Origin of the sequence: Streptomyces sp. NPDC051243 (assembly GCF_044455405.1) — a bacterium.
GTDB lineage: Bacteria > Actinomycetota > Actinomycetes > Streptomycetales > Streptomycetaceae > Streptomyces.
Map to the genome: position 1 here is coordinate 65,211 of NZ_JBITES010000009.1, position 14,828 is coordinate 80,038.

The 14,828-nt window shown below is 70.1% G+C and carries 13 protein-coding genes; 4 read left to right on the plus strand and 9 right to left on the minus strand.

Annotated elements, in window-relative coordinates; genetic code table 11:
- Positions 1–246 precede the first annotated feature (246 nt).
- A complete protein-coding gene (locus tag ACIBAG_RS23400; RefSeq protein WP_399107436.1) occupies positions 247–1,980 on the plus strand; it encodes an Ig-like domain repeat protein in 1,734 nt (577 codons plus the stop codon).
- Positions 1,981–1,989: 9 nt separating this feature from the next.
- On the opposite strand, the gene ACIBAG_RS23405 is transcribed toward ACIBAG_RS23400, so the two are convergent.
- The 6 genes from ACIBAG_RS23405 to ACIBAG_RS23430 form a co-directional block, all read right to left on the minus strand.
- The gene (locus ACIBAG_RS23405) at positions 1,990–2,580 is read right to left on the minus strand and encodes a hypothetical protein (RefSeq protein ID WP_399107728.1); all 591 of its coding nucleotides are present in this window, start codon (positions 2,578–2,580) and stop codon (positions 1,990–1,992) included.
- 19 nt (positions 2,581–2,599) lie between these two features.
- Positions 2,600–4,156 (minus strand): substrate-binding domain-containing protein, encoded by a 1,557-nt coding sequence (locus ACIBAG_RS23410; RefSeq protein WP_399107437.1) that lies wholly within the window; start codon positions 4,154–4,156, stop codon positions 2,600–2,602.
- Positions 4,153–5,322, minus strand: coding sequence for a toxic anion resistance protein (locus tag ACIBAG_RS23415; protein ID WP_399107438.1), 1,170 nt, complete (start codon positions 5,320–5,322; stop codon positions 4,153–4,155). The genes ACIBAG_RS23410 and ACIBAG_RS23415 overlap by 4 nt, the downstream gene beginning before the upstream one ends.
- 15 nt (positions 5,323–5,337) lie before the next feature.
- Entirely contained in the window at positions 5,338–6,402 is a 1,065-nt protein-coding gene (locus ACIBAG_RS23420) for a hypothetical protein (protein ID WP_399107439.1), read from the minus strand.
- Positions 6,403–6,655: 253 nt separating this feature from the next.
- Positions 6,656–7,078: a hypothetical protein gene (locus ACIBAG_RS23425; protein WP_399107440.1), complete on the minus strand. Its 423-nt coding sequence runs from the start codon at positions 7,076–7,078 to the stop codon at positions 6,656–6,658.
- Positions 7,079–7,213: 135 nt separating this feature from the next.
- Positions 7,214–8,425: a pyridoxal phosphate-dependent aminotransferase gene (locus tag ACIBAG_RS23430; protein ID WP_399107441.1), complete on the minus strand. Its 1,212-nt coding sequence runs from the start codon at positions 8,423–8,425 to the stop codon at positions 7,214–7,216.
- Between the two features lie 126 nt (positions 8,426–8,551).
- On the opposite strand from ACIBAG_RS23430, the gene ACIBAG_RS23435 reads away from it, so the two are divergent.
- Positions 8,552–9,409 carry a hypothetical protein gene (locus tag ACIBAG_RS23435; protein ID WP_399107442.1) on the plus strand — a complete coding sequence of 286 codons (858 nt, stop codon included), beginning with the start codon at positions 8,552–8,554 and terminating at the stop codon, positions 9,407–9,409.
- Here ACIBAG_RS23435 and ACIBAG_RS23440 read toward each other — a convergent pair.
- Entirely contained in the window at positions 9,382–9,531 is a 150-nt protein-coding gene (locus tag ACIBAG_RS23440; protein WP_399107443.1) for a DUF397 domain-containing protein, read from the minus strand. The genes ACIBAG_RS23435 and ACIBAG_RS23440 overlap by 28 nt on opposite strands.
- A 429-nt stretch (positions 9,532–9,960) precedes the next feature.
- On the opposite strand from ACIBAG_RS23440, the gene ACIBAG_RS23445 reads away from it, so the two are divergent.
- Positions 9,961–10,542 carry a Uma2 family endonuclease gene (locus ACIBAG_RS23445; protein WP_399107444.1) on the plus strand — a complete coding sequence of 194 codons (582 nt, stop codon included), beginning with the start codon at positions 9,961–9,963 and terminating at the stop codon, positions 10,540–10,542.
- A gap of 287 nt (positions 10,543–10,829) precedes the next feature.
- Entirely contained in the window at positions 10,830–11,759 is a 930-nt protein-coding gene (locus tag ACIBAG_RS23450) for a serine protease (protein WP_399107445.1), read from the plus strand.
- A 4-nt stretch (positions 11,760–11,763) separates the two neighbouring features.
- On the opposite strand, the gene ACIBAG_RS23455 is transcribed toward ACIBAG_RS23450, so the two are convergent.
- Entirely contained in the window at positions 11,764–13,386 is a 1,623-nt protein-coding gene (locus ACIBAG_RS23455) for an amidohydrolase family protein (protein WP_399107446.1), read from the minus strand.
- Positions 13,387–13,398: 12 nt separating this feature from the next.
- Positions 13,399–14,697: an amino acid deaminase gene (locus ACIBAG_RS23460; RefSeq protein WP_399107447.1), complete on the minus strand. Its 1,299-nt coding sequence runs from the start codon at positions 14,695–14,697 to the stop codon at positions 13,399–13,401.
- Positions 14,698–14,828: the final 131 nt, after the last annotated feature.

The window sequence follows — 14,828 nt, forward strand, 5'->3', positions numbered from 1 at the left end:
GCCGGCCGCGGTGACAGCACCACAGACCGGCGAGGTTCCGTACAACGGCGTGCGGGGCTGTGGGCCTGTCGTCGCATGATCCCGTCCGCCCCGACGGGAGGAACGCGACGACAGGCCCTCGCCTGTTTTTCGTTCACTTGTACGTTCGCGCCCCCTTGATCGAACGATCTTCACGGCTGTTACCTGTTCGACACAGGAGCGTCGCTGACCCCAGTGACCGCTCAATTCAGCCTGTGGGGGGCACAGTTGAATACTGCACACCGTCCCAGACCTCTCGCGGCCACGCTGCTCGCCGCCGCACTCGCCGGGACCGGCCTGACGGTCGCCGCCGCACCCGCGGCCCACGCGGCGGCCTCGGACGCCGTGGTCAAGCTGCCGATCTCGTCGTACTCGGCGCTGGCGGTCGACAACGTCCACGAGCGGGTCTTCGTCGCGGACAGCAACGTCGGCTACTACCTCAACTCCGGCACCATCGCCGTCTACAACTTCGAGGGCGAGCGCTTGACGACGATCACCACCAACCAGGCCCATGTCTCCGGCCTGGCGGTGAGCGCCGACGGCAGCAAGCTGTACGCCGGACTGCGCGACCGCGTCGAGGCCTACGACACCACGACCTACGCGCGCACCATCGTGGCCTACGCCAACACGGACTACTGCGGCCGCGAGGTCGCCCAGTCCGGCGGCCAGACCTACTTCACGACACCGCTCGCGTCCTCCGTCTCCCAGTGCGCCACCGCCGAGACCAACCTGGACGCGATCGTCAACGGAGGGCACACGCGCACCGGCTGGAACGACTACGGCGATCTGCTGCTGGAGGCCGGCGCCGGAAACAGGATGCTCATGGGCCAGCCGCTCAACACCAAGGCAGCCAACCCCTTCCTCACGGTGTTCGACACCAGTGACGGCGCCCTCGTCCGCAATGCCGCGCGGCGCTTCGCCGACGCCGAGGGCAAGGGCGCCCTGGACCTCAAGGACCTGGCACTCTCCGCCGACGGCACCAAGGTCGCCGTAGCGGACGCCACCGCCGGCACCCGGCTGCTGAACACCGACGACCTGTCGGACGCGGCGGCCGGCTACCAGGCGCTCCCGTCCGGTGCCACCGCCAGCTCGGTCGCCTTCAGCGGCGACGGCAAGTACATCGCGCGCGGCGCCTCGGCCACCGGCTCCACGCCCGACCTGCTGGTCCAGCCCGCCGACCCGACCGACGCCACCGCCCCGCTGGAGTTCGTCTTCGAGGGCAGCCTCGACGGCGACAAGGTCGTGCCGCGCGGCATGGAGTGGTCGGCCGACGGCTCCCGGCTGTTCGCGGTGACCGCCAACGCGGCAGGCAGCCAGTACTGGCTGCACATCATCCAGCCCCCGGCCGTCCAGTACGACGCCCGCTTCACCGGCGGCCTCACCCACAGCCCGGCCCAGGCCGTGGCCGGCGAACCGCTCGCCGTGCGCGGCAAGCTGGAGCAGGACGGCCCGGCACCCGCCGAGCCCCTGAAGGTCGAGGCGACCCGCACCGACGCGAACGGCACCCACGACCTGGGCACCTTCACCGTCAAGGCCGACGGCACGTTCACCGTCCTCGACGAGCCCGACCTCGTCGGCGACGCCACTTACACCGTCTCCTACCTCGGCGACCTGACCCACCGCCCCGCCGACGACGTCACCACCACGGTCTCCGTCGGCAAGGCGCCCACCTCGATCGCGCTCACCGCGCCCGAGGAGGCCTCGATGAGCACGGGCATCGAGATCACCGGCACCTTCACCGCGCAGGGCAAGCCACTGCCGGACCGTGCGGTGCTCAAGGTCGAGCGGACCGACAGCCTCGGCACCGGCACCCTGTCGTCGGTGACCGTCGCCGCGGACGGCACCTTCACGATCAACGACATCCCGCGCGCCCGGCGCGACGTGACCTACACGGTCAGCTGGCCGGGCGACGACCTGCACACCGCGTCGACCGCTTCGGCGACGGTCTACGTCAGGCGGTAACCCACCGGGTCACACGGTCCCGCCCCGGTCCTCCAGATACCGGGTGTGGGACTCCTGGCGGCGGGCCTCCACCTCGCGCAGACCCGCCGCCAGCCGCTCGGCGTCCTTCTTCAACAGGCCGAGCTGCCGCTCCAGATGCAGCTCGGGCGACTCGGTGCCCGGCGACATCCGCGTCCACCACCGAGTCCGTACGAAACTGTCGACGGCCTCGGGAAGGTCGCGCCGCACGATCCGGGAGAGCACATGCACGCCCTCCGGATCGTGCGCGAGCAACTCGGCCACCCAGCCCCGGTCCAGCAACGCGGCCAGCAGCTCGGTGAGTTCACGCAGCCGGGCCGCGGCCGTGACCGACACCTCGATCTCCGTCAGATAGCCGCGCAGCTTTTCGAAGTCGCCCCGCAGCTCGTCCAGTTGGGCCGACGGGTCCGGGAAGTCGGGCAGTGCGGGCCGCTCCGGCGGGGCGATCAGCGCGCCCGCGCCGTACAGACCCGCGACCACGACGGGCCAGTACGGTCCCGCCACCCCCGTGAAGGTCAGCACCAGACCGACCAGCCCGCAGGCGCTCCCGGCGATGTTCTTGCGGGACTCCAGGTAGGCCACCACCCTGCTCGCGGCCGACTTATTGGTAGCCACGGATCTCCTCGAAGGCGCCGTCCAGCGAGCCCTCCTGGGCGTCGAAGAGGCGGCCGCCGGTCAGCTCGGCGATGTGCTCCAGCTCGGACCTGTCGGAGTCGCCGAAGAGGATGGGGAAGACGGGCGTCTCCCGCCGTTCGCGGTCGAGCCCGGCGTAGAAGGAGTCGAAGTCGGCCGCCTCGGCGCCGGCGGTGTTCTCGCCGTCCGTCATCAGCACGATCGACGTGAACGTGTCCTGGGACCGTCCGGCGCCGAGATGGTCGTACGCCTTCTCCAGCGAGGTGAAGATCGCGGTGTCGCCCTCGGCGGTGAGCGCCTCGGTGTCCTCGCGGATCCCCGCCAGCCCGGAGTTGGGGTCGGCCGGCTCCACGACATGCGTCCGCACGCTCTTCACGTCCGACCCGAAGGGCATCAGCGTGACCTCCTCGCGTTCGCGGAAGTCGTCGGTGAGGTCGGTGAGCGCCTGCTTCAGCTGCTCCAGGCGGTCACCCTCCATCGAGCCCGAGGTGTCGAGGACGTAGACCGTCCTGGACGGGCGGCGCAGCTCGTTCTCGTACGAGTCCAGCAGGCCGTCGGCGACGGAACGGCTGCCCGGGAAGGGCAGTTCGCGACGCCGGTCGGGGTCGAGACCGGACGCGGGCGGGACGGAGGCGACGACCGGGCGGCGATGGGTGCGGTCGGTGATCAGCCGCTGGACGTCCTCGGTGCGCAGGGCCTCGGTGACGCGGCGGACGTCGTCGCGGGTGGCGGCGCTGGTCGACGCGAGGGAGGAGAGCGGGTAGTCGGCGGTGACGACGCCGTCCTTGGGGCGGATCACGGTCAGGCCCGGGATGCCCTCGAGGACGGACTCGTAGTTGAGCAGCGCGTCGACGTTCCCGCGCCGCTTGTACGCCGTCGCCAGCCAGCCCGACGAACCCGACGTCAGCTTCTGCCCCTTGAAGAACTCCTTCAGGCGGGGCGTCGCCTTGTCGACGTCCGCGTCCGTCAGGGCCGACTGGGCGTCCGAGAGGGCGGAGGCCACCGAAACGAGGGTGGCGAAGCCGGAGTTGGAGCGGGCCGGGTCGGTCATGCCGTAGGTCAGGCGGCCGTCCTGGACGGCCTGTTCGACCTGCGACCAGGTGACGTCGTCCGGCTTCCAGCCCAGCGTGCCCAGGGCCGTGGTCCTGACCCCGATGGCGACCGGGCTCGACATCACCGGGGTCTCCGACACGACCTTCTTCGCGGCTTCCGGCCGCAGCCGCAGATAGTCGTTGGAGGACAGCCACAGCGCGTCGTACTGCCCGTCCGCCTTGCCCTTCGCCAGCAGTTCCACCGCGTCCAGGGTGCCCATGTAGGTGGGCCGCACCTTGATACCGGTGTCGTCGGCGATCCGGTCGAGGACCGGGCTCATGTCGCTGAGCTCGCTGGAGGCGAGGACGCGCAGGGTGCCGGGCTGCGGGGCGTTGTCCGGCTCGTTGCCCGCTTCTTGCGAGGTGCAGGCCGTCAGCAGGGCGAGTGCGGCGAGGGCGGCGGCGAGCAGACGCCGGCCGTGGGGGCGTCTCATCCGAGCCCACCCTCCAGCGCGCCCTGCGAACGGCTGCGCTCCAGGTAGGCGCTCGCGTGCTGCAGTTCGGCGGTCAGGTTCTCCACGGTCGTCGCCATCGCCTCGGTCGCCTGGACCTTGTAGGTGTCGATCGCGTCGAGCGTGCGGTAGATCTGCTGGAAGGCGTTGCGGAGGGTCTCCGCTCCCACCGCCGGGTCGGCGGCGATGCGCTGGATCTCGCCGCTCTGCGTGGCGAGCATCTCGGCGTTGCCCCGGATCAGGTCCTCGGTGGTCCCGCGCAGGGCGTTGACCTGCTCGACGACCTTCTTCTGGTTGTCCAGGGCGGAGGCCAGCATCACGGAGATGCGCAAGGCCGAGACGGTCGTGGTCGCCGCCCGGTCGACGCCCTTGATCAGCTCCTCGTTGTTACGGCGTACGACGTCCATGGCGAGGTATCCCTGCGCGCACACCGCGAGCTGGGTGAGCAGGTCCTGGTGCTTCTGCCGGACCGGGAAGAGGATGTCGGCGCGCAGACTGTCGGCCTGCTGGGGGTCGGCGACCTGGGCGATGTGCTGCTCGACCGCGACGTCCAGGGCCTCGGTCAGGACAACGTACTCCTGGAGCTTGCCCATGCTCTCCCACAGCCGCACCCGCTCGGTCTGCAGGGCGGCGTTGTCCCGCCGCAACTCGTCCTGCCCGCCCCGCAGCGACCCCACGATCCTGTTGAGGGTCCCCTGCGCGGAGGCGTACTTGGCGACGTGGTCGCGCAGCTTGTTGCCGCCGGGCAGCCTGGACAGGAACTTGCGCCCCTTGGAAGCGGGCAGATCCCGCGGATCCAGGTCCTCCACCACCCGCCGCAGCTCGACGAGCGAGCCCGCGACCTGCGACTGGGCGTCCCCGCCCTTGTCGGGCAGGCTCCGGATGGTCCGCTCCAGCATGCGGTTGGACTGGGCGGCGGCGGTACGCATCTCGCCGGCGCCCAGGGCGGTGATCTCCCCGACCTTGCCGGCGAACTGGGGGGAGCGGGCGTCGAGCGCCGCGAGTCCCTCGACGTAGGCGGAGGCCTTCTTGGCCATGTCGGTACGGACGCCGTCATCGACCGGGACGAGTCCGCCGGCCTTCTCGCGCGGCACGGTGGCCACGGGCTCGGGCGGAGTGAGGACGAAGGTGTCGTCGCTGTTGCTCATGTACTGCTTCCCCCCTTATCCGCGCGCCCGTCGCGCCAGCTCGTGCAGCACCCCGGAGGTGGGCACGGCCGCCTGGTGGACGCCGGTCAGTTCCTGCTTGAGATAGGTGGTGTCCGAGGCGAACTCGGCGGCCTCACCCTGCGGCCGGAACCCGTGCCGGGCCGCCAGCTCCCGCAACCGCTTGTCCTGGGAGAGGAGTTCGGCGACGGCCTTGCCGTCGTCGGTCAGCGGTACGACGGTGTGGTCGCTGTTGACCGTGGTGTCCGGGTACAGGACGACCAGGTCGTCGGGCTGCTGTCCCTGAGCCGGCAGGGAGGCGACCTGGGACTCGTAGACCACGACGAGCGGATTGCCGGCCCCGCTGACGAAGTCCCGGAAGACGGCGTCACTGCTGGACTGCTGGGCGCCCTGCACACGGACCAGCTTCTGCAGCAGCGGTGCCGTGCGCCCGATCTCGGCGTCGGTGGCGACCACCTTGCCGCCGTTCTCGACATAGGAGGCGGCGGCCAGATACAGGGCGCCGGAGTTCGAGGTCTCGGGATCGGTGCTGGACAGGTACAGGGTGCCCGTCAACTCACCGTACTTCTGGGCGCCCTTGAGCTGCTGCCAGGTGCGGTCGGCGCGGGCGGCGGCCAGATAGGCGGCCATCTTGAAGGTGCCGCGGTGCTCGGTGTCCAGGGTGGCGAGCTTGTTCGCCGCGAGCACCTCGGCGGCGTTCCGGTGCGCCACGACGATGAGGGGCGAGTAGAAGGGGCGGGGGAGCGTGCCCGTCACCTTGTACTTCGCGGCGAGTTCGACGGCCGGCGCCTGACTCGACGGCAGCGCGAGGTCGTAGCCCTTGAGGTCCAGCCCCTCCATGGCCCACGACCCGGAGGTCTCGGCCTTCACGGTGTAGCCCTTGGCGGCGAGGGCCTTCACCACGTCGGGATCGGCGAAGAACTCGGCCTTCTCCGACCCGATCACCGCTTGCACGGTCTTCGTTGCCGTGCCCGTCTCCTCGTTGCTGCGGCCTGCGACGACGGCGGCCACCACGCCACCGATCAGCAACACCGCGAGGATGATTCCTGCGATACGTCTCACGCGGGGAGAGTGCTCGCGGAATCCAACGTTCCCCGCGGAATGGGATGAACGGCAGGTGTCATACCGGTCCCGGTACAACACGGGGCAACAGCTACGCCCTGTCTTTCAGGGGCGCGGGACTGTGTCGATTTGCGGCTCCGCCGCGTGGGCGCGACCAGCCACACACAACCGTCAGCCGCGACACAAACAGACTGTGGCAACCCGGTCCGCGCGTCGCTGCGGGTGCGCGCGGACCGGGGCCGATCAGCGGGTGTCAGCCGACGCCGGTCAACTCCTGCGGCTCAGCCTGCGCAGCAGCATGCGCATCCATCCGCTCGGCGGCCAGGATCGCCGCAGCCGTATCAGCGCGAGACGCGGCGACAACCAGCGCCCGCCCCGCAAGGGCATGCGCACGGCGATGCAGCGCCGCGACCTTCGGCTTACCGCCGGAGGCCACCGCGCGGGCCGGCTTACGTCCTTCCCGCAGCCGGGCCACCTGGCCGGCGAGCCGCTCGGCCGCGAGGTCCAGGTCCTCCGAGGGTGCCGTCGCGCGCAGCTCGTCCGTGACGGCGAGCAGCGCGGCGAGATGGCCCGCGAGCTGGATGTCCAGCTCCTCCTCACGCGAGCGGTGGGGGAAGTCGGTGGTGTTGCCGGCCATCGTGCTGTGGACCGACTTGGTGCGGATCGGTTCGTACATGGGGATGGCCTCCTGTGCGCTGACAGGAAGCCATCCTAGCTTAGATTCCGTCTAAAGTTGAGCGCCTCACAAAGCCGGACGCTCTGTACACGCAGCGTGAGCGTCAGGCGGGGTGTGCGTCAGGCGGCGTAAGTGTCAGGGCTGGCTGTAACCGTCCAGGAACCGTCCGATCCGCCCCACCGCGTCCCGCAGGTCCGTGACCGTCGGAAGGGTCACCACCCGGAAGTGATCGGACTCCGGCCAGTTGAAGCCGCTGCCCTGTACCACCATGATCTTCTCGCGCCGCAGCAGGTCCAGGACCAGCTGCCGGTCGTCCTTGATCTTGAAGACCTTGGGGTCGAGGCGCGGGAAGAGGTACAGCGCACCCTTCGGCCGTACGCACGTGACGCCGGGGATCTGCGTCAGCAGCTCGTACGCCACGTCCATCTGCTCCTTCAGCCGCCCCCCGGGCAGCACCAGGTCATTGATGGACTGCCGCCCGCTCAGCGCGGCCACGACCCCGTGCTGACCGGGCATGTTCGCGCACAGCCGCATGTTCGCGAGGATGGTGAGGCCCTCGATGTAGGAGTCGGCGTGGGCGCGGGGGCCCGAGATCGACATCCAGCCCACCCGGTACCCGGCGACCCGGTACGCCTTCGACATGCCGTTGAAGGTGAGGGTGAGCAGGTCGGGGGCGACGGCGGCCGTCGGGGTGTGCGTGGCGCCGTCGTAGAGGATCTTGTCGTAGATCTCGTCGGAGCAGACGAGGAGGTTGTGCCGCCGGGCGATGTCGGTCAGCCCCCGGAGCATGGCCTCGTCGTACACGGCCCCCGTCGGGTTGTTGGGGTTGATGATGATGATGGCCTTGGTGCGGTCGGTGACCTTGCGCTCGATGTCGGCGAGGTCGGGCATCCAGTCGGCCTGCTCGTCGCACCGGTAGTGGACGGCGGTGCCCCCGGACAGCGACACGGCGGCGGTCCACAGCGGGTAGTCGGGCGCGGGGACCAGCACCTCGTCGCCGTCGTCCAGCAGTCCCTGCATCGCCATGACGATCAGCTCGGAGACGCCGTTGCCGATGAAGACGTGCTCGACGTCGGTCTCGATGCCGAGGGTCTGGTTGTGCATGACGACGGCCCGGCGTGCGGCGAGCAGCCCCTTCGCGTCGCCGTACCCGTGGGCCGTGGACACGTTGCGGAGGATGTCCTCCAGGATCTCGGGCGGGCACTCGAAGCCGAACGCGGCCGGGTTGCCGGTGTTCAGCTTGAGGATCCGATGCCCCGCCGACTCGAGCCGCATCGCCTCCTCGAGCACCGGGCCCCGGATCTCGTAACAGACGTTGGCGAGCTTGGTCGACTGGATCACCTGCATGTCAGGGAGCTTACGGCCCGGTAACGCCCCTTGGGCCGTGTTTTCCGACACGTGAGACGCGGGGGTTTGTGCTGTTATCGCCGGTAGCTGTCCCAGTGGCCACTCCGGTCTCTACAATGCGCGGTCATGTCCAGGCCGCCGGAGCATCAAAACGGAACGTACGGGGCGAATACCGTGCAGGGTGCGCCCGGTACTCCCGATGCGTACGACACCCATGGCGGGATCCAGCCGGCCGACGCGCCCGAGGCGTCGCCGAACGTGTACCACCCGTTGGTCGAGTCGTCCCCGGTGTACGAGGCGTACGCCGACCCCGCGGCCGCCCACGGGTGGCAGAACGCGTACGACGAGACGACCGAGCTGCCTCTGGTGGTCGATGGGGCTCATGGTGCCCATGAGAATCGCGGGGCCGGCGGGGCGTCCGCTGCCAGCGGTGGCGGCTACGACTACGTCTACGAAACCGGCTACGACTACGGCGACGACTTCGACGCGGGCCGCGACGGCCCCCGCAGCCACCGAGGCCGGCACCAGCCCGGCGTCTGGCGTTCGAGGCGCGTCGCAGTGGCCGCCGGTGCGGTGGGGGCGGTGTCGGTGGCGGCGCTGATAGCCGGCTTCGCCCTGTCCCCTTCCTCCTCCCCGGCGGGGGGCGGCGCCCAGACCAAGCACGACCGGACCAGCCCGACGGCCGGGGACCCGGCGATACCGACGGAGCCCTTCAGCGGCACCTCCGCCGGTGCCGGCCCCTCCGACGACACCGAGTCGTCGCGCGGCACCTCCCCGAGCGCCTCCACGAGCCCGTCCGCATCCGACAGCTCCGACTCCGACTCGGACTCCGATTCCGACTCCGGCGACAAGGGCCCCTCGCCCGACCCAAACACCACCAGCGCGCCCCCGCCTGCCTCCACGCCCACCGCGACCACGAACGCGCCGGGCAACTCGGACGACAAGCCGGGACAGGGTCAGGGCAACACCAAGAAGCCGGATTGAGGGCCCAGCCGCAGGGCTGATATCAGGACGGCGAGTTGTTGTGGGCTGGTGGCGAGGTAGACGCAGGCGGAGCCTTCTTCGTTGTAGGTCGACTTCTGCCAGGTGAGTTCGGTGTCAGGCACGGCGCGGCTTTCAGGTGTCTTGGGCGACGTGGTGGATGAGGTCGCGGGAGGCGTTGGGCTCCAGGACGGCTTCCTCCATTCGATCCAGGATCAATCGATATTTCGTCAACTGTGCTGCGGCGTCGATGAGTTTGGACGCGGGCTGTTCCTCGTATGCCACTAGGCGGACGCGTGGGGCCGGTATCCGCTCGGGAATGGTCTCGTCGGTCCAGGCGGGAAGCTGCTTTGGTGCGAGGTTGGGGCCGGAGCCGCGGACCGGGTGGCAGCGGCGTGACGGTGATGGAGTGGCGGGCGGACGCCGTGGCCCGACGCTATCGTGGGAATGACGACACGCTCTGTAACCAGCGGAGGACCGTGGTGACCACCATGATCGAGCGCCCGACGGCCATAGACGGCCCTCCCGGGGAAGCGTCCGATGCGTTTGAGGACATGCTCCGCATCGTCGAGGGACTGGACACACCTGACGGCTACAAGGCCGAGCTCATCCGGGGGAAGATCGTCGTGTCGCCGTGGTCGAAGCTGCGCTACAAGAAGGTGATGAAGTCACTGCGGCTGCAGCTGGAGCCCCATGCTCCGGACGGGCATGACGTTGATGTGGCGCCGTTTCTCTTCACCTTCCCCAGCTCCGAGCGGGGGTTCGGCCCTGACTTGCACGTCGCCGACGAGGCCGCCTTCGACGCCGAAGGCCGGCACGCCGACGGCACCGCTCTCTCACTCGTCGCAGAGCTGACGTCGGACTCGACCAAGGACGCGGACTGGCTCGACAAGCTGGACACCTACGGGCGGATCGTGCCGGTGTACCTCGTGCTCGACATGCAACTTCAGGAGATCACCGCATTCTGGGACCCCTCCCCGAGGGGCTACCGGTCCCGGCGCTCCGTCCCCTTCGGTGAGCCTCTGTATGTGGCCCCGCCCTTCGACTTCGATCTCGACACGTCGGGGTTCGCGGTCCGCCCGAATGCGGGGTCCACGGACGACGCCGGTGGGGAGGGCGCTCAGGGCGACGCCTGAGACTCGGCGTTCGCCGCCCGGTCGATGATCGCGGTGGTCGGGCGGGCCCGTGCGCTGCGCGCGCCGCGGCGCCGCCCCCGGCTGTGGTGATCTCAGCACCCTCTCGTGAACGTCCTGCGCCGTAGGCCTGTTGGCGCTCACTCGCCGTGATAGGGAATCCCCTACGGCGCGAACTCACCAGTAATCAACTCCTTGTCGACACCCCCCTCCTGCGTGAGAATGCGCATGACAAAAGTGCGGGTGGCCGGAGATTTTCCGGTCACCCTCCTCTATGAGGGGACCCCCACATGAGAAAACCTCTCGGCGCCGCCCTCCTCGCCCTGGCGATAGCCGGGGCCGGCGCCGCTCCCGCGGTCGCGGCTCCCGTGGACAGGGCTGAGTCCTTCGGCAAGAGCGCCGACACCGACACGGCCACCTCGGTGGTGCGGGACGTCGTCACGTCCACCACGGAGAGCCTCAACCAGGTCCTGAACCCCCAGGTCCGGGCCGTCGACTTCGCGGGTACCGTCTCGCTCAGCAACTGTTCCGGCTCGGTCGTCCGGTTCCCGGACTCGGAGGACAACGACCCGGCGCTGGTGATGTCCAACGGCCACTGTCTGGAGACCGGCATGCCGGGACCCGGCGAGGTCGTCGTCGACCGGACCTCCAGCCGGACGTTCGGGCTGCTCAACTCGTCCGGTTCCCGGATCGGCACGCTGCGCGCCAGCAAGATCGCCTACGGGACGATGACCGACACGGACGTGGCGATCTATCAGCTCACCACCACATACGCGCAGATCAAGAGCTCGTACGGGATCGACGCGCTGAAGATGGCCGACACCCACCCGGTCGCCGGCACGGCCATCACGGTGGCCTCCGGCTACTGGAAGCGGCTGTACAACTGCAACATCGACGGGTTCGCCTATCGCCTCAAGGAAGGCGACTGGACCTTCAAGGACTCGGTCCGCTACACCTCCGCCTGCAACACCATCGGCGGCACCTCCGGCTCCCCCGTCATCGACCAGGCCACCAAGCAGGTCGTCGCCGTCAACAACACCGGCAACGAGGACGGCCAGCGCTGCACGGTCAACAACCCGTGCGAGGTCGACGAGAGCGGCAACGTCACCGTCCGCCAGGGCATCAACTACGCCCAGCAGACGTACCAGATCCCCGCCTGCTTCGGCGTCGACAACAAGCTCGACCTGAGCGCGAGCGGGTGCGTGCTGCCCAAGCCGTAACCGGCTACGCGGTTCTACGGACTGCCCGTCCCGCCAGTTCGTCCGTGCGGCGGCCGTCCTCGATCACGAAACGGCCTTCGATGAGGACATGCGGGATGCCCGTCGGTAGCGTGCGCGGCTCCTCGAACGTGGAGCCCGCCGCTACCGTTTCCGGGTCGAACAGGACGAGGTCCGCCCGGTAGCCCTCGCGTACCAGCCCGCGGTCCGGCAACCGCAGCCGGGCCGCCGGGCGGCCGGTCAGATGGGCCACGCACTCCTCCAGGGACAGGACCTTCAACTCCCGTACGTACCGGCCGAGATAGTGCGGGAACGTGCCATAGGCCCGCGGGTGCGGCTTCGCGCCCTGAAGGATGCCGTCCGAGCCGCCCGTGTGGACGCGGTGCCGCATGATCTCCCGCACGTTCTCCTCGTGGCCCACGTGCTGGAGGATCGTCGGGGCGAGCCGGTCGTCGAGGAGCAGACGGCGTGCGGTGGTCCAGGGCGCCTCGCCGCGAAGGTCCGCGGACTGCCGGATCGTACGGCCCACGAAATCGCCCAGCGCCGGATCGCCCACACCCGAGATCTCGATCGTGTCCCACTCGATGGGCACCCCGTGGCAGCCGTCCGCGCCGACGACCTCCATGTGGTGGCGGATGCGTTCGGCGGTCTCCTCGTCCGACAGACGGGCCAGGACCGCCTCGGGCCCGCCCTCGCTCGCCCAGCTCGGCAGCATGGCGACGAGCGTCGTGCAGCCGGGTGTGTAGGGGTAGGTGTCGAGGGTGATGTCGGCGCCTTCGGCGAGCGCCTTGTCCAGCAGGGACAGCAACTCGGGCGCCCGGCCCTTGTTCACGCCGAAATTCATGGTGGCGTGGGCCAGATGGAGCGCACAGCCCGCCTCCCTCGCCAGGGCCACCATCTCCTCGTACGCCTCCAGGGCCCCGGCCCCGTAGGAGCGGTGGTGCGGGCAGTAGTAGCCGCCGTACGACGCCACCACCCGGCACAGTTCCGTCAGCTCGGCGTCCTTGGCGTACATGCCGGGCGTGTACGTAAGCCCCGACGACAGGCCGACCGCGCCCTGCTCCATGCCCTCGGCGACCAACTGCCGCATCCGGTCCAGCTCGTCCGGCGTCGCCACCCGGTCCTCCCAGCCGACGGCGAGCGCGCGGACCGTGCCCTGGGGGATGAGGTACGCCGCGTTCACGGCGATGCCCCGGCCCTCGAAACCGGCGTCGAGGCGGTCCAGGTACTCACCCACCGACCGCCAGTCGAAGTCGATGTCGTCGCCGGGGCCGTTCCAGCCGGTGATCGCACGGCGGACCTCGGCGAGGGTGCGGTCGTCGACCGGGGCGTACGACAGCCCGTCCTGGCCTATGACCTCCAGGGTGACGCCCTGCGCGGCCTTGGCGCTGTGGTCGGGGTCCCGGAGCAGTGCCAGATCGCTGTGGGCGTGCATGTCGATGAAGCCGGGGGAGAGGACGAGGCCCTCGGCATCCAACTCCCGGCGAGCCTTCGGGCGTTGACAGCCGGCGGCAGCCGCCTCGCGCACGATCGACACGATCCGGCCGCCGTCCACGACCACATCGGCGCGGTAGGAGGGACCGCCACTGCCGTCCACGACCTCCGCGTCCCGGATGACGAGCTCTTCCACGACCGGCACCCCCTAGAAGAACGTGCGGATGTAGTCGACGACCGTCCCGTCCGCCTGAGCGACCGGGATCAGCTGCCACTTGTCGAACGATGTGCACGGGTGGGACAGCCCCATGCCGACCCAGTCCCCGACCTCCAGGTCCGCCTCCTCGGTCGTCCGCAGCCACGCGTGCTGGTCGGACAGACCGGTCACCGAGATGCCGGTCGCCGGGCGTTCCCGCCCCTCCCGGCGGACCACCTGGGCGAACGGCAGATCGAGGTCGTACGCCGCGTCCCGCTTGCCCGCGTTGACGAAGGCCTGCTCGGGGGAGGGGCGCGAGACGACCTGGGCCCACAGCCGGAAGGCGGGTTCGAGGGCGCCCTCCTGCGGGACCCGGTTGAACGGGGTCAGCTTGCGGTAGTGGCCGTCGTCGTGCGAGACGTACGCGCCGGAGCGCAGCAACTTCAGCACCGGAAGGGACAGTTCGGGGATCTCGGCGAACACGTCCGCCACCGCGTCGAACCACGCGCTGCCGCCCGCGCTGACGACGATCTCGTCGAGGCCCAGCCCCGCGAACCGCCCCGCCTTGTCGAACTCGACGGCGAGGGCGACGAGCCGCCGCAGCCACGCGTGCACCCGCTCGGGGTCGGCCCGCGGCACCTCGCCCTCGTACCCCGCGACACCGACCAGCCGCAGTGACGGCACGGCGGCCACCGCGTCCGCGACGGCCGCGCACTCGGCCTCCGTGCGCACGCCGGTACGGGCGCCCTCGCCGGCCGCCAGCTCGACGACGACGTCCAGCGGGCGGGTGGCGTCCGCGCTCCGCAGCGCCGCGTCCATCTGCTCCACGCCGCGCACGGAGTCGACGTAACAGACGAGACGGAAGTCCGGGTCGGCGCTGAGCTCGCCGGCGATCCAGCGCAGGGCGGCCGCGTCGACCAGCTCGTTGGCGAGGAAGACCCGCTGGACGCCGTACGCCCGCGCGACCCGCACCTGGTGGGGCACGGCGAGGGTGATGCCCCACGCGCCGTGCTCGATCTGCCGCTGGAACAGCTGGGGCGCCATGGAGGTCTTGCCGTGCGGGGCGAAGGCGAGGCCGTGGCGGGCGGCGTACGTCTCCATGAGGTCGAGGTTGTGCTGCAGGCGCTCGGCGGAGAGCGCGAGGACGGGGGTGGCGAAGCCGCCGGTGAAGAGGTTGCGGCGCTGGGCGGCGAGCTCCGCGACGGTCAGGCCGTCGGCGTCCGGGGGGAGGCCCTTGAAGCGGTGGTCGACACGGTCCTCGGCGAGGCGGGCGAGGGCTTCGGAGGGGCTGCCGGGGCTGTCGGCTGTCATGGAGCCTCCCTGATCTGGGCGGTTGCACTCACTGCAACGCTCATTGCGTATATCGCTTACAGCTGTCTAACATCTCGGCCAACGCGGGGTCAACGGAGCCGCGTCCCGCGAAACCGCCGAGGAGCTACGAC